General features: G+C 54.4%; 20 protein-coding genes. 6 read left to right on the top strand and 14 right to left on the bottom strand.

Annotation, left to right across the window (positions count from 1 at the left end):
* Positions 1-475 precede the first annotated feature (475 nt).
* Positions 476-826 carry a multidrug/spermidine efflux SMR transporter subunit MdtJ gene (gene mdtJ / locus VI01_RS08905; RefSeq protein ID WP_045814844.1) on the top strand — a complete coding sequence of 117 codons (351 nt, stop codon included), beginning with the start codon at positions 476-478 and terminating at the stop codon, positions 824-826.
* The gene (gene mdtI / locus VI01_RS08900; protein ID WP_038644519.1) at positions 813-1,142 is read left to right on the top strand and encodes a multidrug/spermidine efflux SMR transporter subunit MdtI; all 330 of its coding nucleotides are present in this window, start codon (positions 813-815) and stop codon (positions 1,140-1,142) included. The genes mdtJ and mdtI overlap by 14 nt, the downstream gene beginning before the upstream one ends.
* A gap of 139 nt (positions 1,143-1,281) precedes the next feature.
* Here mdtI and VI01_RS08895 read toward each other — a convergent pair whose 3' ends face one another.
* The 10 genes from VI01_RS08895 to VI01_RS08850 form a co-directional block, all read right to left on the bottom strand.
* Positions 1,282-2,256, bottom strand: a complete 975-nt coding sequence (locus VI01_RS08895) for a glutathione S-transferase family protein (RefSeq protein WP_045814843.1) — start codon at positions 2,254-2,256, stop codon at positions 1,282-1,284.
* A gap of 80 nt (positions 2,257-2,336) precedes the next feature.
* The gene (locus VI01_RS08890; protein ID WP_034829198.1) at positions 2,337-2,747 is read right to left on the bottom strand and encodes a DoxX family protein; all 411 of its coding nucleotides are present in this window, start codon (positions 2,745-2,747) and stop codon (positions 2,337-2,339) included.
* A gap of 206 nt (positions 2,748-2,953) precedes the next feature.
* On the bottom strand, positions 2,954-3,238 hold the full coding sequence (locus tag VI01_RS08885; RefSeq protein WP_038644523.1) for a YqjK-like family protein: 285 nt from the start codon (positions 3,236-3,238) through the stop codon (positions 2,954-2,956).
* The gene (locus VI01_RS08880; protein ID WP_045814842.1) at positions 3,235-3,630 is read right to left on the bottom strand and encodes a phage holin family protein; all 396 of its coding nucleotides are present in this window, start codon (positions 3,628-3,630) and stop codon (positions 3,235-3,237) included. Before VI01_RS08880 ends, VI01_RS08885 begins: the two co-directional genes overlap by 4 nt.
* Position 3,631: 1 nt before the next feature.
* Positions 3,632-3,937 (bottom strand): YqjD family protein, encoded by a 306-nt coding sequence (locus tag VI01_RS08875; RefSeq protein ID WP_034829194.1) that lies wholly within the window; start codon positions 3,935-3,937, stop codon positions 3,632-3,634.
* Positions 3,938-3,971: 34 nt separating this feature from the next.
* Positions 3,972-4,343 (bottom strand): DUF1090 domain-containing protein, encoded by a 372-nt coding sequence (locus VI01_RS08870; protein WP_034829192.1) that lies wholly within the window; start codon positions 4,341-4,343, stop codon positions 3,972-3,974.
* Between the two features lie 171 nt (positions 4,344-4,514).
* On the bottom strand, positions 4,515-4,883 hold the full coding sequence (gene mzrA, locus VI01_RS08865; protein ID WP_045814841.1) for an EnvZ/OmpR regulon moderator MzrA: 369 nt from the start codon (positions 4,881-4,883) through the stop codon (positions 4,515-4,517).
* Positions 4,880-5,557 carry a DedA family protein gene (locus tag VI01_RS08860; RefSeq protein WP_034829190.1) on the bottom strand — a complete coding sequence of 226 codons (678 nt, stop codon included), beginning with the start codon at positions 5,555-5,557 and terminating at the stop codon, positions 4,880-4,882. Before VI01_RS08860 ends, mzrA begins: the two co-directional genes overlap by 4 nt.
* Before the next feature lie 321 nt (positions 5,558-5,878).
* Complete coding sequence (gene exuR / locus VI01_RS08855; RefSeq protein WP_045814840.1) at positions 5,879-6,652, bottom strand: transcriptional regulator ExuR; 774 nt, start codon at positions 6,650-6,652, stop codon at positions 5,879-5,881.
* 95 nt (positions 6,653-6,747) lie between these two features.
* Positions 6,748-8,049, bottom strand: a complete 1,302-nt coding sequence (locus tag VI01_RS08850; protein WP_045814857.1) for an MFS transporter — start codon at positions 8,047-8,049, stop codon at positions 6,748-6,750.
* 388 nt (positions 8,050-8,437) lie between these two features.
* Between VI01_RS08850 and uxaC the strand changes: the two genes are divergently transcribed.
* Genes uxaC through VI01_RS08835 form a run of 3 tightly spaced genes read left to right on the top strand, consistent with a single transcriptional unit; the run spans position 8,438 to position 12,799 of the window.
* Complete coding sequence (gene uxaC, locus VI01_RS08845) at positions 8,438-9,853, top strand: glucuronate isomerase (RefSeq protein ID WP_045814839.1); 1,416 nt, start codon at positions 8,438-8,440, stop codon at positions 9,851-9,853.
* 2 nt (positions 9,854-9,855) lie between these two features.
* Positions 9,856-11,304, top strand: a complete 1,449-nt coding sequence (locus tag VI01_RS08840; RefSeq protein WP_045814856.1) for a tagaturonate reductase — start codon at positions 9,856-9,858, stop codon at positions 11,302-11,304.
* A 4-nt stretch (positions 11,305-11,308) separates the two neighbouring features.
* Positions 11,309-12,799 carry a UxaA family hydrolase gene (locus VI01_RS08835; RefSeq protein ID WP_045814838.1) on the top strand — a complete coding sequence of 497 codons (1,491 nt, stop codon included), beginning with the start codon at positions 11,309-11,311 and terminating at the stop codon, positions 12,797-12,799.
* Positions 12,800-13,024: 225 nt separating this feature from the next.
* Here the strand turns inward: VI01_RS08835 and sstT are convergent, their stop codons facing one another.
* The 3 genes from sstT to VI01_RS08820 all read right to left on the bottom strand — a co-directional run bounded on the left by sstT (position 13,025) and on the right by VI01_RS08820 (position 16,713).
* Positions 13,025-14,269 (bottom strand): serine/threonine transporter SstT, encoded by a 1,245-nt coding sequence (gene sstT, locus VI01_RS08830; protein WP_045814837.1) that lies wholly within the window; start codon positions 14,267-14,269, stop codon positions 13,025-13,027.
* 228 nt (positions 14,270-14,497) lie between these two features.
* Positions 14,498-15,469, bottom strand: a complete 972-nt coding sequence (locus tag VI01_RS08825; RefSeq protein WP_045814836.1) for a TerC family protein — start codon at positions 15,467-15,469, stop codon at positions 14,498-14,500.
* 263 nt (positions 15,470-15,732) lie between these two features.
* The gene (locus VI01_RS08820; RefSeq protein WP_045814835.1) at positions 15,733-16,713 is read right to left on the bottom strand and encodes a Gfo/Idh/MocA family protein; all 981 of its coding nucleotides are present in this window, start codon (positions 16,711-16,713) and stop codon (positions 15,733-15,735) included.
* Between the two features lie 139 nt (positions 16,714-16,852).
* Here VI01_RS08820 and VI01_RS08815 point away from each other — a divergent pair, with 139 nt between their 5' ends.
* Positions 16,853-18,532 carry a chloride channel protein gene (locus VI01_RS08815; RefSeq protein ID WP_038644541.1) on the top strand — a complete coding sequence of 560 codons (1,680 nt, stop codon included), beginning with the start codon at positions 16,853-16,855 and terminating at the stop codon, positions 18,530-18,532.
* On the opposite strand, the gene VI01_RS08810 is transcribed toward VI01_RS08815, so the two are convergent.
* Entirely contained in the window at positions 18,529-19,029 is a 501-nt protein-coding gene (locus VI01_RS08810) for a M48 family metallopeptidase (RefSeq protein ID WP_045814834.1), read from the bottom strand. The genes VI01_RS08815 and VI01_RS08810 overlap by 4 nt on opposite strands.
* Between the last annotated feature and the right edge of the window lie 10 nt (positions 19,030-19,039).

Raw genomic sequence — 19,039 nt, 5'->3', positions numbered from 1 at the left:
TCTATGAAAAGAACGCGGCTTATCGGTCAGTTTCGACTTCTTTATGGAAAAAATCCGCTCCGGCGGGGTTTTTGCTATCCACTACACTCTCTATGAAAAGAACCCGGCATACCGATAATTAAATAAATCCTCGTTCGCAGAGAATAAAAAACGCCAAAGCGTAAAGAAATGAAAATCCCGCATAATAAAATAGACCTTATGCCAGAATAGGCGCGTGTTTAACTACCGAGGACAATTATTCATCCACATCGACGAAAAGCAACAACGTGGATAAGTTGTAAAATTATGGACAAAATGCTCGCCCCAATGATGGCAACCTCTATTTATCTCTCCGAACACTTCCACTGCTCGATCTGCGACCAGCACTGGCGTTTCGCGCTGTAGCGCCACACTCTCCTTATTTAAAAATATTCTTAAAATTTTTCACGCGTCTATTCCGCGTGATGGCTCTTTATTTCTCTTAAGGAGAGAAAATATGCGATATTGGTTTTTGTTAGCTCTCGCTATCCTGGCTGAAATAACCGGCACGCTCTCAATGAAATGGGCTAGCGTCAATGAAGACAACGCGGGTTTTATTTTTATGCTGGTGATGATCGCGCTCTCTTATATTTTCCTGTCTTTCGCCGTAAAACGTATCGCTTTAGGCGTGGCCTATGCGATGTGGGAAGGTATTGGCATTCTGTTTATCACCCTGTTCAGTGTCACGCTGTTCGATGAAACCCTATCGCTGATGAAAGTGGCTGGCTTAATCACGCTGGTGGCGGGAATTGCGCTGATCAAATCTGGCACGCTGACACGCAAGGAGCTGCACCATGGCCACGTTTAATGCGATACACGTTGCCTGGCTGGCACTGGCGATTGGGCTGGAGATCGTCGCGAATATCTTTCTCAAATACTCCGATGGTTTCCGCCGTGTAATTTACGGCGTGCTCTCACTGGTCGCGGTGCTGGGGGCATTCAGCGCCTTGTCACAGGCGGTTAAAGGGATCGAACTCTCAGTCGCTTATGCGCTGTGGGGCGGTTTTGGCCTGGTGGCAACGGTGGCAGCCGGATGGGTGCTATTTGGTCAACGTCTGAACCGTCTCGGCTGGCTTGGTGTCGGGTTGCTGATTGCGGGGATGCTGTTGATCAAGTTCGCTTAAACCTGGCTTTAGCGGCACGAGCTGTCCCGGGTTGTGCACAACAGAAATGGTCAATCGGGTGTTTTTACACCTCGCATTCAATCGGTAATCCGCGCTCAACGCACTCCTTCAGGAAAAGAGTGTGTTGAGCGCAACGTGCTTAACCTCGGCCGTGTGGCTCATCCCAGTCAAACGCCGGGCCCAGCGAAATCACGCCGCTCGGGTTGATGGTCTTGTGGCTACAGTAATAGTGATGGCGAATATGCGGCAGATTCACCGTGTCGGCGATGCCCGGCATCTGATAGATATCACGCAGGAAGCCGCTCAAATTGCGGTAATCACTGATGCGGTGACGATCGCATTTGAAATGCGTTACATACACCGGGTCGAAGCGGACTAAGGTGGTCCATAAACGCAAATCCGCTTCTGTCAGGCGATCGCCAGCCAGATAACGATGCTGGCCGAGGATCTGCTCAAGTCGCGCCAGCGAATGGAACAGCGCGGTGACTGATTCATCATACGCCGCCTGCGAGGTCGCGAATCCGCTCTTATACACGCCATTGTTCACCGTGTCGTAAATCCAACCGTTCAGCTCATCGATCTTATCGCGCAACGCCGGCGGATAATAATCTCCGGCGCGGGCACCTTGTGCATCAAAGGCCGTGTTGAGCATACGGATGATGTCAGCCGATTCATTACTGACGATAGTGTGCTGAGTTTTATCCCACAGCACCGGAACGGTCACGCGGCCGGTGTATTGCGGGTCGGCGTGCAGATAGAGCTGATAGAGGTATTCGTTTTGATACAGCGAGTCGCCAGTTGCGTCCGGGAAATCGTCGTCAAAGGTCCAGCCGTTTTCCAGCATCAATGGATGTACCACTGAGACGGAAATCATCTCTTCCAGCCCTTTAAGCTGGCGCATCAGCAGCGTGCGGTGTGCCCACGGACAGGCAAGAGAAACATAAAGATGATAGCGATCGCGCTCGGCAGCGAAACCCGCCTTGCCAGTTGGGCCTGCACTGCCATCTGCGGTGACCCAGTTGCGCCAGACTGCTTCTGTGCGTTTGAAGCGGCCACCGGTTGACTTCGTATCGTACCAGGTGTCATGCCAGACACCGTCAATCAGTTGTCCCATAAGCCCTCCATAAAGAAAAAGGGCGGGGAAAATCCCCGCCCCTGCAAATCAGTATATGTGTTCTGGCAGCGTTTGTGTGCTTAGCGTGCGGCTGCTGGTGCGAAACGAGCACGAATCAGACGGTCGATGCTGTAAGCACCTGGACCTACCAGACCCAGCACCAGGAAACCACCGGCGATGGACAGGTTTTTCATGAACATCAGCTGGTTAACGCCTTCAGCAAAGTTGCTGTGGAACAGGAACGCAGTCAGCAGAGTGAAGCCCGCAGTGAACAGTGCGGTAAAACGAGTCAGGAAACCGAACAGAATTGCCAGACCGCCGCCGAACTCCAGCAGAATAACCAGCGGCAATAAGAAGCCCGGGACGCCCATCGCCTGCATGTATTGTGCGGTACCGGCATAACCGGTGATTTTGCCCCAGCCCGCAGTGATGAACAGAATGGTCATTAATACACGTGCCAGCAGCAGGCCTGAGTCTTCGAATTTTTTCATCATTTACTCCAACAAGAATTAAGAAGCAGGTTGTTGGCCTGCAAGGTTTTGATCCCGCTGAATCGCAGGTCGCAATTCGTTGGGCTGATGGAGGAAGATGATAGTCGCAGGTTGCAACAGTTGTAAGCGAGTTAAACTGTCAATGTTGTTCAGGGATTTTGATAAAGAAAAACCGAATCTTTTAGATCCGGTTTCAAATGAAGGCGTTAGCGAGGTTCGAGCGTGGATTTAATCATGCGCCAGGTACTCCAAAGACCAAAACCGCGTTTTGCCCAACGCAAAATACGGTTAGGACTGCGGATTGACCAGATGGCCAGCGCGCTGCTGCCAATCGCCAGATAGCGGCGTAAGCTGAGAAACGTTAGCCAGCCGCGATCGTAGTGAGCGGTGCCATCCAGCCAGTCACGGCGTGCAGCACTGAGATCCAATCGTTGCTGCTGAACCTGATTCAACAGTTCATGAATGCGTGCTTCACGTTCACGACGGCTCATGAGCGATGCTCCTCCAGCAAGCTGCGATCGGTTTCCAGCTCCTTGCGGGTATGACGCAGCAACGTTGACTGGCGTGACTTATACAGTGTCCACACACCAAATATCAGCGCCAGCGCAAACAGCACGGCGGTGGTAATGGCAATCGCCATCAGCCGATACTGCGCATCCACCGCCCAGATGATCAGCACCATCAGGCTCATTAAACCAAAAGCGGTAAACAGCATCGTCAGTCCAACCATCATCAGCATCTGAATCAGATTGGCTTTCTCCTCCTCCAGCTCGACAATCGCCAGACGGACGCGCGTTTCCACCATACTCACTAAGGTAGTGACGACGCGCTGACCGATGTTGAAGACCCCTTTGCCTGGGCCGTGGCTCTGACTATCGCTCATATCAACGACGTGAGATCAGGATGCCGATCAGTACACCGACAGCTGCACCGATGCCTACGCCGTGCCACGGATTATCGCGCACATACTCGTCGGCCTTCTCTGCCGCTTCACGCGTGGATTGCGCGATGCGTTCACCGGAATCGCCCAGGCGCTCACGCGAACTTTCAATGGCGCCGCGCGCTTTGCTGCGCAGTTTGTCCAGCTCGGTTTTCGATTTATCCGCCGAGCTGCTCAGTACTTCTTCCAGGGTGTCAGCAAGGTTTTTCAGTTCCGCACGCAGATGTTCAGATGTGGTGTCTTTAGACATGAAGTTCTCCATTACATCATTTATTTAAGTCCGATTAGTAAGGCTCAGCTTCAAGCTTTTTCAGCTCGTGCTGTGCCTCTTCCAGCTTACGTTCGCGCTTCTCAATCTTATCTTTGTCGCCATCCTGACGCTCTTCCTTCAACTCACGCTCACGTTCCGCAATTTTGTGTTTTTGCTCTGCAATGCGTTCGCTGTGGGCTGACTTCAGTCTTTCATCAGTACAATTCGCTCGTACTTCAGTGAGCGCGCGCTCCAGCCCGGTCACACGGCGCTGGTTATCGTGCTGTTTAGCCATGTCGATTTCACGCTGAATATCGTGTTCTTTCTGCTGACACAGCGATTCAGCTGCCATCAGAGATCCCGAGAGAGAGAACAGAATAGCACCCAGCAGTAATTGATGTTTCATCAGGTTTTACCTTCCATTGTTGATGACCTGCCGCAAACCGGGCAGGAGAAGCGTCCCAGCTTGTCTTAACTCGCGCTACCTTAAGCATAGACAGCAGACGAAAAAATTCAACGAAGACGCGGAGATAGCGAGGATTGATTCACCGTCTGGCTTATCGCCAGACGGTGGAAATCAGCTATAAGTTGGGCGGTTGCTGTCAGGTACTTGCTGCGAAGCTTGCGGTCCGCTTGCGACGACAAAGCCCTGTGGTAGCAAGCGTTTCAGCACTTTTTGGGCGGCAAGGCTTTGTTCTTCATTTTCGAAATGAATCACCAGCGCATCGCCCGCAGGTGTAATGCTTTTGATACGCACACCTTGCGCACTCAGCTGCTGATACAGATAAAAGCCATCCGGCAAATTGGTGCCATTGTGTGCGACGCGAATCTGTACCACGGTATCGTGCTGCAACATCGAAGGTACAAAAATCACCGCCAGTAGCGCCAGCGCAGCGCCAAGTGCCCAGGGCACGAAGCGCCTGGGGAATCCACGGAATCTGATCATGGCTGTGAATTCCCGTTGCGTGAAGACTGACGTTTACGCCACAGCACCACCAGAGAGCCCACCAGACCAATCACGAGCAACACCAGCGGTAACAGCATCAGGCAGAACATCAGTTCATCTTCATAGCGGCGGAAAATCGGCGTTTTACCCAGCGCGAAGCCCAGTACCGTCAGAATCAGCACCCACAGGAAACCGCTCATCCAGTTGAAGAACTGAAAGCGTGCATTACTCAGACCAGAAAGCCCGGCAATGGTCGGCAGCAGGGTGCGCACAAAGGCAATAAATCGACCGATCAGCAAGGCCGAAAGCCCATGGCGATGGAATAAGCTATGCGCGCGTTGATGATATTGCGCCGGAAGGTGCGAGAGCCACTTCTGTACCGTAGGCGTATTCCCCAGCCATCGGCCCTGAATGTAACTTACCCAACAGCCCAGACTGGCGCCGGTGGTCAAAATCAGGATGGTCAGCGGGAAACCCATGGTGCCTTTGGCAATCAAAACACCGACTAAAATCAATAGACTATCGCCGGGCAGAAACGCGGCGGGTAGCAGGCCATTCTCGAGAAACAGGATCAAGAACAGCACGCCATAAATGGCCCAAACCAGTGTCGGGTCGGAGAGCATTTCGTAATCCTGCTGCCACAAGGCATGCAGCAATGCTTTCAAAATATCCATCAATCATTCCTGAACATCATTGTTAAACGTGCCCGTAAGGGGCTGAGGCGCAGGCTGGCTTGGTTATACATTTTTGGTATGCAGCCGTTGCGGGATTTCCGGATCCATCCAGAATTGATTGTTAAATCAGCGACTTTTTAAAGCCCTGTCGCAAAGGGTAAGAAAAGGGCGATAACTGTAACAAAAATCATGCAGGTCAGACAGTGTAAAGTGGCTCTCGCACAGGAGTTTTACCTTTTGACGCAGATGCTCAAAAGGAGCTTTACATGAGCTGACACTATTGCAGATTAACTGACTTATTCGCCTGGAAATGCAGCAGAATCAATAAGAATTGTCACTACCTTCCGGCAGGATGACGGGATTTTCCGCAAACATGTAACGGTCGACATTAAATTCAAAATCGTCGGCGGTGGCGTTAAACAGCATCTGTTTAGTATTTTCCAGGTGCTGCCACATTGCCAGCTTACTGGCGGCGGGATCTTTGCGCATGAGTGCTTTCAGAATCTGGTCATGATCGTCGCACCAGCTGGTGATGTTGCGCGCATCAATATGTTCGTGCAGTTTGAGCCAATAAGGGTTATGCAGGCGATGCAACCACATCTTCTCGACAATCGCGGCGAGCGCGCTGTTTTGCGTGGATTGCGCGATGCGGACGTGGAAATGCATATCCCATTCTGAATCACGTGAATGGTCTTCCTGGCGGGCTTTTTCCTGAATCGCCATCAACGCCATGATGTCCTGACGCGTGACCTGGGTGGCGGCAAACTCGGCCACGTTACTTTCAATTAACTGGCGCGCCTGTAACAGCTCAAAGGGTCCGAAGCTGGCAAATTCCAGCTGGCTGGGGGTGGTCTCACGGTTTTGCTGCTGATTGCTGATGACGTGGATGCCGGAGCCCTTACGTACTTCAACGTACCCTTCCACTTCCAGCATAATGATGGCTTCGCGAACCACTGTGCGGCTGACCTCCATCTCCTCAGCGATCAGGCGTTCGGCAGGCAGCTTATCGCCCACGCGATAATCATCCGCCTCGATACGACGTTTGAGTTCACTGGCGAGTTGTTGGTAAAGACGACGGGATTCGTTCAGATCCATTGCGCGGTTCGCTGTGGCAGGGAAGGATGAGTTGTTATACCACTTTGACCGGGTGGAGGAAATGGGCTGACGTGCGCCAGCCCAAAGCGTGGAGATTAAGTGCGGGCTGTCGCCGGTTGTGCCACGTGCTGAACGTCCAGCTCAGATACCGGCTGATTTTTCAGCACGGTCCAGATCACACAGGCACCGAGCAGGTCAAACACCGCCAGCGCGGCAAACAGCGGGCTGAAGCCCAGCGTATCAGCCAATGCACCCACCACCAGCGCAAATAGGGTGCTGGCAGTCCACGCGGCCATGCCGGTCAGGCCATTCGCCGTGGCCACTTCATTACGGCCAAATACATCCGAGGAGAGGGTGATCAACGCACCGGACAGTGCCTGATGGGCGAAGCCACCGACGCACAGCAAACCAATCGCCACATAAGGGCTGGTAAACAAGCCGATGGTACCCGGGGCAATCATTAATATCGCGCCCATGGTGACCACCAGTTTGCGCGACACAATCAGGTTAACGCCAAACCAGCGCTGGAACAGCGGTGGCAGGTAACCGCCGACGATACAGCCGAGGTCGGCAAACAGCATCGGCATCCAGGCGAACATGGCGATCTCTTTCAGGTTGAAGCCGTAGACCTTGAACATAAACAGCGGGATCCACGCGTTAAAGGTTCCCCATGCCGGTTCCGCGAGGAAACGTGGCAGGGCAATACCCCAGAACTGGCGATTACGCAGAATCTGACGGGCTGACATTTTGCTGTTATTGCCGGTCTGATGCTGTACTTCCTGACCGGAAATAATGTAGTGACGCTCTTCTTCGCTGAGTTTAGTTTGCTGTTTAGGATGTTTATAAAATATTAACCAGCACAACGCCCACGCCATGCTCAGCACGCCAGTGATGATAAAGGCCAGCTGCCAGCTGTGTGCCAGAATCGCCCATACCACCAGCGGTGGCGCCAGCATCGCACCAATCGATGAACCAACGTTGAAATAGCCTACCGCGACGGAACGCTCTTTGGCCGGGAACCATTCGCTACTGGCTTTCAGGCCAGCAGGAATCATTGCCGCTTCTGCCGCGCCCACCGCGCCACGTGCCAGCGCAAAACCACCCCAGCTGCCGGCCATGGCGGTGGCGGCACAGAAGATTGCCCAAAGGATGGCAAACACGGCGTAGCCAATTTTGGTGCCCAGTAAATCAAGCACATAACCCGCCACAGGTTGCATCACGGTGTAGCACGCCGAATAAGCGGCGACGATATAGGAGTACTGTTGTGTGGTAATGCCCAGCTGCGTTTCCAGCGTCGGCGCGGCCACGGCAATGGTATTACGTGTAAGGTAACCAAGAATGGTGCCCAACGTCACCAGCCCAATCATGTACCAGCGTAGCCCTTTGATCTTACGCATCATTTACCTCTTCCAGTCTGTCGTAACACTTGCCATTAAAGGTAGGGGAGCATTTAAGTACTCCCGCTGGCGGCGATGACGAATCAGACCTGCCGCCTTGTTGTTATGAGATGTGCCATGAGGTTCGGCATCAACGAGGCGAGAGATTAACTTGTTATACAACTTTAAAAGTTGAATGCCATCACAAAAACCCTTCATGTGCTGTGTGATCCGCTAAACGGGCGTTATAACAGCAAGTTAGTGCAATGTAGCTGACTGTTTTGTCCATATACCCACAGGGAAACTGTCATTATTGTGAGGTCTATCGCAAACAATTTTGCCGATCGTCAAAATTGGTATGATAACTTTGAGTCAGAAGCCAATTGGCCCCAAACATGAGGAAGCAGGTATGTCGCGTTTTATGAGTGAGGATTTTCTACTCGATAGCGAGTTCGCCCGTCGTCTGTACCATGACTACGCCAAAGACCAGCCGATTTTCGACTATCACTGCCATTTACCGCCGCAGCAGATTGCCGAAAATTACCGCTTCACCAATCTCTATGACATCTGGCTGAAAGGCGATCACTACAAATGGCGTGCGATGCGTGCTAATGGCGTACCCGAAGCGCTGTGCACCGGCAACGCCAGCGATCGCGATAAATTCAACGCCTGGGCGCGCACGGTGCCGCATACCATCGGCAATCCGCTGTATCACTGGACGCACCTTGAGCTGCGCCGCCCGTTTGGCATTACCGATGTATTGCTGAATGAACAGAGCGCGGACCGCATCTGGCAGCAGTGCAATGAACTGCTGGCGCAGGATGCCTTTAGCGCACGTGGCATCATGCAGCAGATGAAGGTGAAAATGGTCGGTACCACTGACGATCCGCTCGATGATCTGCAGCACCATCGCACGCTGGCGGACGATGCCAGCTTCAGCGTCAAAGTGCTGCCAAGCTGGCGTCCGGATAAAGCCTTCAACATTGAGCTGGATACCTTCCTGCCGTGGATTCAGCGTCTGGAGCAGGTCGCCGATGTCAGCGTGCAACGTTTTGATGATCTGCGCCGCGCGTTGAGCCTGCGTCTCGATCATTTTGCCGCACACGGCTGCAAAATCTCCGACCATGCGCTGGATGTGGTGCTGTTTGCCGAGGCCGATGAAAGCACGCTGGATGGTATTCTGGCGCGTCGCCTGCAAGGTACTGCACCGTCGCAAGAGGAGGTGGCACAGTTTAAAACGGCGGTGCTGGTATGGCTGGGCAGCGAATATGCGCGTCGCGGCTGGGCGCAGCAATATCACATTGGTGCGCTGCGTAATGCTAATCGTCGGCAGTTTGATATTCTCGGCCCGGATGTGGGCTTTGACTCCATTAATGATGCGCCGATGGCGATCCCTTTGGGTCGTTTGCTGGATGCGCAGAACCGTAACAACGCACTGCCGAAAACTATCCTCTACTGCGTTAACCCACGCGACAACGAAGTGCTGGCGACCATGGCGGGCAACTTCCAGGGCGAAGGTGAGCCAGGCAAGATGCAGTTTGGTTCCGCCTGGTGGTTTAACGATCAACTCGATGGCATGCACCGTCAGATGACGCAGCTGGCGCAGATCGGCCTATTGAGTCGCTTCGTCGGTATGCTCACCGACAGCCGTAGTTTCCTCTCCTATACCCGCCACGAGTATTTCCGCCGCCTGCTGTGCCAGATGATCGGCAACTGGGTTGAGCGCGGTGAAGCGCCAGCCGACGAAGCACTGCTGGGACAGATGGTGCAAAACATCTGCTTCAACAACGCGCGCGATTACTTCGGCATTGAGTTGGGAGCCTGATGATGCAGCGGCTAAACCGTCACGATTTCCCCGGCGCAAGCTATAGCGAGCGCGTGATCCAGTTTGGGGAAGGCAACTTCCTGCGGGCGTTTATTGACTGGCAGCTCGACTGGCTCAATGAGCATCAGGGCACCGATGCGGGCGTGGTGGTGGTGCGGCCGCGCAATCGCGTGGTGGAAGACTCACTGAATCAGCAGGACGGTTTGTACACCACGCTGATCCGAGGATTGAACGGCGAAGGTGAGCAGGTGAGTGAAACCCGGCTGATTCGTAGCCTCAATCGCGAAATCCAGCCCTATCAGCAGTTTGAGGATTTTCTCGCACTGGCCCGTGCGCCGCAGATGCGCTATGTGTTCTCCAATACCACCGAAGCAGGCATTGCCTTTGCTGAGCAGGATCGGCTGGAGGATGCGCCAGCCTCTTCCTTCCCAGGCAAGTTGACACAGCTGCTGTGGACGCGCTTCCGCCACTTTGCCGGTGCGGCAGAGAAAGGCTGGTTGATCGTGCCGTGCGAGTTAATCGATCACAACGGCGATGCACTGCGTGAGCTGGTGCTGCGCTATATCAAGCACTGGCAGCTCCCGCCAGAATTTGCCCGCTGGGTGCTGGATCACTGTGCATTCTATAACACGCTGGTGGATCGCATCGTTACCGGCTATCCAGCCGAGGGTACCGACATCGCTGCACAGTTGGGTTACGAGGATCGCTATCTGGTGGCAGGCGAAGTCTATTACCAGTTTGTGATTCAGGGGCCGGATGCGCTGGCACAGGAACTGAAACTCGCCGCGCTGGCACCGGAAGTGAAGTTCGTTGATGACATCACGCCCTACAAAGCGCAGAAGGTGGCGATCCTCAACGGTGCGCACACTGCGATGGTGCCGGTGGCATTTCAGGCCGGACTGGAAAGCGTCGGTGAAGCGATGGATGACGCCGCCATTACGGCTTATGTCGATGCGCTGTTGCGCGAGGAAGTGATCCCGACGCTGGATCTGCCTCGCGATGAACTGCACGTCTTTGCCGATGCGGTACAACGCCGCTTCCGCAATCCGTTTATCCGCCATGCGCTGCTCTCGATTGCGCTCAACGGCATGACCAAATTCCGCACCCGTTTGTTGCCGCAGCTGTTGCTGTCTCAGCAGCAAACCGGCCAATGGCCACCGCGCCTGACCTTCGCCTTTGCCGCGCTGCTGGCGTTTTATCGCGGTGAACAGGGCGACCAGCAGTGGCCATTACAGGATGACAGCCACTGGCTACAGCAGTTCGCAGAACTGTGGCCGGCGGTAAACCAGGACACATTGACCCCGGAACAGCTGGTGCAAGCGGTACTCAGCAACAGCTCACACTGGGGCGAAGATCTTACTCAGCGGCCCGGATTAGTGACCGCAGTCAGCCAACACCTGCAAAACATCGTTGTCCACGGGATGCGGACGGCGCTGGTACAACTGAGATAACGCTATGCAAGATGCGATAAGAATCCATTCGCGCGACAACGTGGCGGTAGCGCTGCGCGATTTACCTGCCGAAGCCAAAGTCGAAATTGATCGCCAGTTTATTACCTTGCAGCAAGAGGTTGGGCGGGGCCATAAGTTCGCGCTGACGCCGCTGGCAACGGATGCGCTGGTGATCAAATACGGCTTGCCGATTGCCCATGCCACGCGCCCGATTGCGATGGGAGAAATCATCCACTCCAGCAACGCACGCACAAATCTGAGCGATGTGGATGAGTACGACTACCAGCCGGAATTTCTCGATATCCCCGCTCAGGCAGGCGATCGCGAGGTGCAGATTTACCGCCGCGCCAGTGGTGAAGTCGGTATTCGCAATGAGCTGTGGATTCTGCCAACGGTAGGCTGTGTGAACGGTATCGCCCGGCAAATTCTGTCGCGTTTTCTAAAAGAGACCAACGACGCGGAAGGGATTGATGGTGTGCATCTGTTCAGCCACCCGTTTGGCTGTTCTCAGCTCGGCCAGGACCATGAAAACACCCGCACCATGCTGCAAAACATGGTGCGCCATCCCAATGCCGGAGCGGTGCTGGTGATTGGTCTGGGCTGCGAGAACAATCAGGTAGATGTGTTCCGCGAGACGCTCGGTGGTTTCGACAGTGACCGCGTGCAGTTTATGGAGTGCCAGAAGCAAGACGACGAGGTAGAAGCTGGATTGGAGCGGCTGCATGCACTGTACAACGTGATGCGCGGCGATCTGCGCCAGCCGGGCAAACTCAGCGAACTGAAGTTCGGACTGGAGTGCGGCGGTTCTGACGGTTTCTCTGGCATTACCGCCAACCCGATGCTGGGCTGCTTCTCCGATCAGATGATTGCCAACGGCGGCACCACGGTGCTGACCGAAGTACCGGAAATGTTTGGCGCAGAGCGCATTTTGATGAGCCGCTGCCGGGATGAAGCCACCTTTGATAAAACGGTGGCGATGATCAACGACTTCAAGCGTTACTTTATCGACCATCAGCAGCCGATCTATGAGAACCCTTCTCCGGGTAACAAGGCGGGCGGTATTACCACGCTGGAGGAGAAATCCCTTGGCTGCACGCAGAAAGCCGGACAGAGCCAGGTGGTGGATGTACTGAAATATGGCGAGCGTCTGATCACGCCTGGCCTCAATCTGCTGAGCGCACCAGGTAATGACGCGGTGGCCACCAGCGCACTGGCAGGGGCAGGTTGTCATATGGTGTTGTTTACCACCGGACGCGGCACCCCCTATGGCGGATTCGTTCCTACCGTGAAGATTGCCACCAACTCGCAGTTGGCAGAGAAGAAGCCGCACTGGATTGATTTTAATGCCGGGCGTTTGATTGAGGGCATGAGCATGCCGGAGATGCTGGAGGATTTTGTCGATATGATTGTGGCGATTGCCAACGGTAAACCCGCGCGTAATGAAGCTAATGATTTCCGCGAGTTAGCGATATTTAAAAGTGGCGTAACGTTGTAAATCGCCAGGTGCGCATAAATGCGCACCCTACGAAAACCGTGCCAGATTGTTGTGGGGGCGGCAAATGCGCACCTTACAAAGCCGTGCCAGATTGTTGTAGGGGCGGCAAATGCGCACCTTACAAAGCCGTGCCAGATTGTCGTGGGGGGCGGCAAATGCGCACCTTATAAAGCTGTGCCAGATTGTTGTAGGGGCGGCATTTATGCCGCCCTGGTCAATCTCAGTTTACTCTGCTTCAGTCACCGTGCGCGGTTCGCGCTCGGCTTCCGCCTGACACACTGCTGCCGTAAACAGAATATCGGTTGATGAGTTCAGTGCCGTCTCGGCGGAATCCTGCAATACGCTGATGATAAAGCCGATAGCCACCACCTGCATTGCCAGGTCATTCGGAATCCCGAACATGTTACAGGCGACCGGAATCAACAGCAGCGAACCGCCGGCCACACCCGAGGCGCCACAGGCACAAATCGAAGCCACAAAACTCAGCAGGATTGCTGTCGGCACATCCACGGAAATGCCCAGCGTATGCACCGCCGCCAGCGTCAGCACCGTGATGGTGGTCGACGCGCCCGCCATACTGATCGTCGCGCCAAGTGGAATGGAGACAGAATAGGTATCTTCATCAAGATTCAGGCGTTTAGCGATTGCCATATTCACCGGAATGTTTGCTGCAGAACTGCGGGTAAAGAAAGCGGTCACGCCACTTTCGCGGATGCAGGTAAACACCAGCGGGTAAGGATTACGACGAATCTTTTGGAACACCAGAATCGGATTCACAATCAACGCCATGATGGCCATGCATCCCAGCAGCAGCGCCAGCAGCGTTGCGTACTCCTCCAGCGCACCGAAGCCGGTTGAGGCCAGAATCGAAGCCACCAGACCAAAAATCCCCAGCGGCGCACAGCGAATCACGCAACGCACCACCCACGTCGCCGCATGCGAAGCATCGGTAAGAAACGCCTTGCTGCTTGGGCTGGCATGGCGGAAGGCCAGACCGAGGCCGATGGCCCACACCAGAATGCCGATGTAGTTGGCGTTGAGTAACGCTTCAATCGGGTTAGCCACCATGCTCATCAACAGACCGTGCAGCACTTCGGTAATGCCAGACGGCGGTGAAATTTCGGTTGCGCCCACGTTCATTGACAGCGTTTGCGGGAACAGATGGCTCAAGGTGACCGCAACCACAGCGGCAAAGAAGGTGCTCAACAGATAGAGCATGATGATGGGGCGGATGTTGGTTTTCTGCCCTTGTTGATGATTAGCAATCGAAGAAATCACCAAAACCAACACCAGCAGCGGGGCCACCGCCTTCAGGGCGCGAACGAACAGTTCACCCAGCAGACCTACGGCCAGAGCGGCATCACGTGAGAACCACGCCAGCGCCACACCGGCAATCAGGCCAATCATGATTTGTTTTACCAGGCTTCCTGCGAACAGCGCGCCCAGACGTCCAATAAAGTTATTTAGCATAGTTCGGTCTTTTTATAGCGGTATGAGTGTTGTGCGCGGTTCCTCCGCGCCAAACGGTTTGCCCGGCGGAGTATAAGGAAAAGTCCTGGTGAGGAAAGAGATAATTCTGTGCGTGCGGCGCAGATCGGTTTTTTGATCTGCTGACGATGTGAAATGTGACAGAGCTATGAAAGGTGAAATTTGCAGCTGGCGAAACAAAGCAGGGGCGATTACCGCCCCTACAGAAGATTATGGTGAGATGCGCTTCTGGTCGTTTCTGTGGTTCACCCAGGCGTTGATCAGCAGCGTACCGCCCAAAATCACGCCCACTACCGACAGTGAGATGCCCACCGGGATATGGTAGAACTCGACGATCAGCATCTTGATACCGATAAACACCAGCACAATCGCCAGGCCATATTTGAGCATCGAGAAGCGTTCTGCCACGTTCGCCAGCAGGAAGTACATGGCGCGCAGACCGAGGATCGCAAACAGGTTCGAGGTCAGGACGATGAAGGGATCGGTCGTCACCGCGAAGATCGCCGGGATACTGTCAACCGCGAAGATCACATCGCTCAGCTCCACCATGATCAGCACCAGCAGCAGCGGGGTGGCAAACAGCACACCATTTTTGCGGGTGAAGAATTTCTCGCCTTCGAGATTATCGGTCATGCGCAGATGTTTACGCAGCCAGCGCACCACCGGTTTGTCGCCGACCGCCGCGTCATCGCCCTCTTTGGCAAACGCCATTTTCAGGCCGGTGAACAGCAGGAAAGCCCCGAACACATAGAGGATCCAGCTGAACTGCGTTACCAGATAGCTACCGGCGAAAATCATGATGGTACGCAATACGATCGCGCCCAGCACGCCATACACCAGCACGCGGCGTTGCAGGTTTGCCGGAATAGCGAAGTAGCTGAACAGCATCAGCCAGACGAAGACGTTATCCACCGCAAGCGCTTTTTCCAGCACGTAGCCGGTGAGGAAAGCGAGAGTTTGTGTGGTCGCCACTTCTCGGCCGGCGGTGCCTTCGAGGTACCACCAGAAAGCGGCGCTGAACAGCAGGGAAACGGAGATCCACACCAGCGACCAAACGGCGGCCTGCTTAAATGACATGGTTTGCGCGCCCCGACGTCCCTGTAAGAAGAGGTCGATCGCCAGCATGATGAGCACAACAACAGCGAAGCTGCCCCAGAGTAACGGTGTGCCTACAGTGTGCATAGTTGTAATCCTGTCCGAAAAATAAAAAAGCGGCTAAGTCAGAAGACGTTAGCCGCTTTGATCAAGCTGCAAGCAAACCTCGCCTTCCGGCAAGGTCTCACTTACAACTCAGAATAGATTCCGGGTTGCCTGATGACCGGATGCGTTCAGCATCGTAATGACGATCAATCAGCTTACAAGTTACTCCCCTTTGCAGTGACCAAGATACGTCCAACCGCTGAGGTATTCAATGGGGTGTTTGAAATATTCTGCAATATTTACACTTAAGCCTGGTCTGCCGGGAATACCACGCCAGTCTGGCGGCGGATTTCCGTCAACAGTTTTGCCGTGATACGCGAGGTTTCAAGAGCCGGGTGCTCGACCTGACGCTGCTCAACCAGTTGGGCAAAAGTCTCGGCTTCATACAGCATGGTGTTGATGTGCTGCGGCTGCGTCAGATTCTGACTCTCACCACCGCGCGGGATAAAGCGCAACTGCTGGCATTCAGAGATTTTCTCAATCACCAGGGAACCGGCCTCACCCTGAATTTCGCTCGGGATCAGTGAATCACTGACCTTAGAGTGCAGCAGCGTGACATCAAAATCGCCGTAGCCCAGCACCACCACACCGTGCGCATCGACGCCACTCTCCAGCAGCGTAGCCTGCGCTTGCACCTGCTGCGGCTCACCCCACAATGTGACGGCAGCGGCCAGACAGTAAAAGCCAATGTCCATTATCGAGCCGTTCGACCAGCGCGGATTAAAGGTATTGGGATTTTCACCGTCAAGATAACGCTGATAGCGTGATGAATACTGGCAGTAAGTGATCAACGCTTTGCGCAGCTTGCCAAGTTGCGGCAGGGTGTTCTGCAGTTGCAGGAACGTCGGCAGGCTGGCGGTTTTAAACGCTTCAAACAGCACCACCTGATGCTGGCGTGCGCAGGCAATCATCGCTTCGGCTTCACGCAGGTTTGACGCCATCGGCTTTTCGCAAATCACATGTTTGCCGTGCGACATAAACAGCATCGCTTGCTCAGCGTGGAGTGCGTTCGGGCTGGCGATGTACACCGCATCGATTTCCGGACTGGCTGCCAAATCGTCGAGTGAAGTAAAAGTGAGTTTACAGGGATAGTCAGCGATAAAGGCATCAGCTTGCGACTGCTGACGCGAATAGACACCGCTTAACTTCATTTTACCGGTCTCATGCGCGGCGTCGATAAACTGGCGGGTTATCCAGTTGGTTCCCACAATGGCAAAACGAATCACGGGCTTGTTCTCCTGCAACAGTAAAGCGGCAGAGTAGCATGTTCAGCGAGTGGTTCGTCAGACGAAATTTGATCATGCGATCCGCATTCCAATATGATGATGCGGCACATTTTTTTAACCAGCTAGCGGGGACGCGCGGGTGAGTGGAAGTAAACATGCATTGAACTGGACCACACTGCTGATTGCTATCCCCGTGGGATTCGTCGCGTCGCTGGTGACCTTAGCTTTTCGCGGCGTCATTGATCTGATTAACCGCCTGCTGTTTAACAGCGACAGCGAAATCACCGTGGCGATGCACGTCTGGCCGTGGATTTTCTGGCCGCTGCTGGTGGGCGCGGGCGGCGTACTGGCGGGTTTCTTCCTGCGCTATGCGGTGGCGATAGAGAAACAGGAAACGGTCAAAACCGATTACCTCGAAGTGATCAACGCGCGCCTGGATGCCGTGCCGACCAAAACTTCGCTGTTTCGTGCACTCTCCTCGATTGCCAGTATCGGCAGCGGTGCCTCGATTGGTAAAGAGGGCCCGATGGTGCAACTCTCCGCGCTGAGTGGCAGCCTGATGGGCCGCTGGTTCCCGCAGATGCGTAACAGCGATATTGTCGCCATGGCCGCTGCGGCTGGCCTCTCTTCGGTGTACCACGCACCACTGGCCTCGGCGATATTTGTCGCTGAAATTGCCTTTGGTATCTCGGCGCTACAGCGGCTGATCCCGTTAATTGTCGCCTCGGCGGTGGCGGTGATGACCATGTGGTCACTTGGCTTTCGTAGTGCGCTCTATCCGCTCTCCGAAGCCTTGTTCCAGATGGATATCAGCAGTTTGTTGATGACCATCGTGATTGGTTTGGTGGCCGGTTTAGCCGGTTGGTTGCTGATCAAGTTGATTGCCCGCAGCAAAATGCTATTTGGTCGTGTTAAGTCATTGCCTGCACGCCTGGGGCTTGGCGGATTAGCCGTCGGTTTTCTGGCATTGATCTCCACCGATATTCTGGGCAACGGCTACGAAGTGATCGTGAAGATCATCGATGGTCACTATGTGCTGGCCGGATTGATTGGCCTGCTGGTGCTCAAAACCCTGGCCACCACGCTGTCGGTGGGATCGAACGCGGTGGGTGGTCTGTTTACGCCTTCGCTGCTGATTGGTGCGCTGCTTGGCGTGGCGCTGGCGCAGATGGGCGTGGCACTTCATCTGCCGGTTGGCGATACCCTGCTTTACGCGGCGATTGGTATGGCGGCGGTATTAGCGGCCGTAAGTCAGGCACCGTTAATGGCGATGCTGATGGTGCTGGAGATGACGCTCAACAGCAGCCTGTTATTCCCGATCATGATCGCCTCAGTGCTGGCCTCCATGGTGGTGTATCGACTGCAATCTGCCAGCACCTATCCGGTGGTGAGCAATCACTTTAGCCGTTCAGAGGCCAAATTTGATTTCGATAATATGCGCGTTGACCAACTGATCATCCCCGGCGCCGCGTTGCAGCCTGAAGAGTCGGTAGGTCAGGCGCTGGCAGTCAGTTCACTGAAGCGCGAACGCTATGTGTATGTGATCAACAGTGCGGGGCAGTTTCTGGGGGTCGTCTCGATCCATGACATCTCGCGCAAAGTGTTATCGCAGGAGATCACCCTGGATTCACCGGTCAGCAGCGTGATGGATGATAACTTCCCGTGCATTTATCAGAACCAGAGCATGCGTGAAGGCTGGGAGGCATTCGCGCGGGTGACGCTGGAGCGCTTGCCGGTACTCAACAACCCGCAGGAGCGCCGCTTTATGGGCGCCTTGACCAAAACCAGTTTGATTCAGAAGGCGCAGGAGTTTCTTTAAGCCGCGTTACCGCGCATCGCCTGATCCGTCATCCACAGGCGCGCATCGAACTCCAGTTGGTGGTAATCCGGTTCCATATGGCAGCAGAGTTGGTAGAACGCTTTGTCGTGATCCTTCTCTTTCAGGTGCGCCAGTTCGTGCACCACGATCATGCGCAGGAACGGTTCCGGTGCCAGACGGAAGAAGGTGGAGATACGAATCTCGGCTTTGGCTTTCAGGTTGCCGCCCTGCACGCGCGAGATGGCGGTGTGCAGGCCAAGCGCATGTTTCATCACCTTGATTTTGTTATCCCAGATCACTTTGCTGATCGGTGGTGCGCTGCGCATATAACGGCTTTTCATTGCCTGAGTGTAATCATACAGCGCACGGTCACTGACAATATCGTGCGTGTCAGGATAGCGTTCCTGCAAAAAGCTGCCTAATCGCTGATTATCAATCAGCAACTGCACCTGTTCGAGGATGTTTTCAGGATAACCCTGCAGATAGATTAATGACATTGGGATTCCC

Origin of the sequence: Pantoea sp. SM3 (assembly GCF_000963995.1) — a bacterium.
In the GTDB taxonomy this organism is placed as follows: domain Bacteria; phylum Pseudomonadota; class Gammaproteobacteria; order Enterobacterales; family Enterobacteriaceae; genus Pantoea; species Pantoea rwandensis_B.
Note: the sequence above shows the minus strand (reverse complement) of the source record. Positions and strands in the feature narration are given on the sequence as shown.

What these genes read in the sequence shown, in the direction of transcription:
- mdtJ (WP_045814844.1), top strand. Translation starts at nt 476, where the DNA reads ATGCGATATTGGTTTTTGTTAGCTCTCGCTATCCTGGCTGAAATAACC.
- mdtI (WP_038644519.1), top strand. Translation starts at nt 813, where the DNA reads ATGGCCACGTTTAATGCGATACACGTTGCCTGGCTGGCACTGGCGATT.
- VI01_RS08895 (WP_045814843.1), bottom strand. Translation starts at nt 2,256, where the DNA reads ATGGGACAACTGATTGACGGTGTCTGGCATGACACCTGGTACGATACG.
- VI01_RS08890 (WP_034829198.1), bottom strand. Translation starts at nt 2,747, where the DNA reads ATGAAAAAATTCGAAGACTCAGGCCTGCTGCTGGCACGTGTATTAATG.
- VI01_RS08885 (WP_038644523.1), bottom strand. Translation starts at nt 3,238, where the DNA reads ATGAGCCGTCGTGAACGTGAAGCACGCATTCATGAACTGTTGAATCAG.
- VI01_RS08880 (WP_045814842.1), bottom strand. Translation starts at nt 3,630, where the DNA reads ATGAGCGATAGTCAGAGCCACGGCCCAGGCAAAGGGGTCTTCAACATC.
- VI01_RS08875 (WP_034829194.1), bottom strand. Translation starts at nt 3,937, where the DNA reads ATGTCTAAAGACACCACATCTGAACATCTGCGTGCGGAACTGAAAAAC.
- VI01_RS08870 (WP_034829192.1), bottom strand. Translation starts at nt 4,343, where the DNA reads ATGAAACATCAATTACTGCTGGGTGCTATTCTGTTCTCTCTCTCGGGA.
- mzrA (WP_045814841.1), bottom strand. Translation starts at nt 4,883, where the DNA reads ATGATCAGATTCCGTGGATTCCCCAGGCGCTTCGTGCCCTGGGCACTT.
- VI01_RS08860 (WP_034829190.1), bottom strand. Translation starts at nt 5,557, where the DNA reads ATGGATATTTTGAAAGCATTGCTGCATGCCTTGTGGCAGCAGGATTAC.
- exuR (WP_045814840.1), bottom strand. Translation starts at nt 6,652, where the DNA reads ATGGATCTGAACGAATCCCGTCGTCTTTACCAACAACTCGCCAGTGAA.
- VI01_RS08850 (WP_045814857.1), bottom strand. Translation starts at nt 8,049, where the DNA reads ATGCGTAAGATCAAAGGGCTACGCTGGTACATGATTGGGCTGGTGACG.
- uxaC (WP_045814839.1), top strand. Translation starts at nt 8,438, where the DNA reads ATGTCGCGTTTTATGAGTGAGGATTTTCTACTCGATAGCGAGTTCGCC.
- VI01_RS08840 (WP_045814856.1), top strand. Translation starts at nt 9,856, where the DNA reads ATGCAGCGGCTAAACCGTCACGATTTCCCCGGCGCAAGCTATAGCGAG.
- VI01_RS08835 (WP_045814838.1), top strand. Translation starts at nt 11,309, where the DNA reads ATGCAAGATGCGATAAGAATCCATTCGCGCGACAACGTGGCGGTAGCG.
- sstT (WP_045814837.1), bottom strand. Translation starts at nt 14,269, where the DNA reads ATGCTAAATAACTTTATTGGACGTCTGGGCGCGCTGTTCGCAGGAAGC.
- VI01_RS08825 (WP_045814836.1), bottom strand. Translation starts at nt 15,469, where the DNA reads ATGCACACTGTAGGCACACCGTTACTCTGGGGCAGCTTCGCTGTTGTT.
- VI01_RS08810 (WP_045814834.1), bottom strand. Translation starts at nt 19,029, where the DNA reads ATGTCATTAATCTATCTGCAGGGTTATCCTGAAAACATCCTCGAACAG.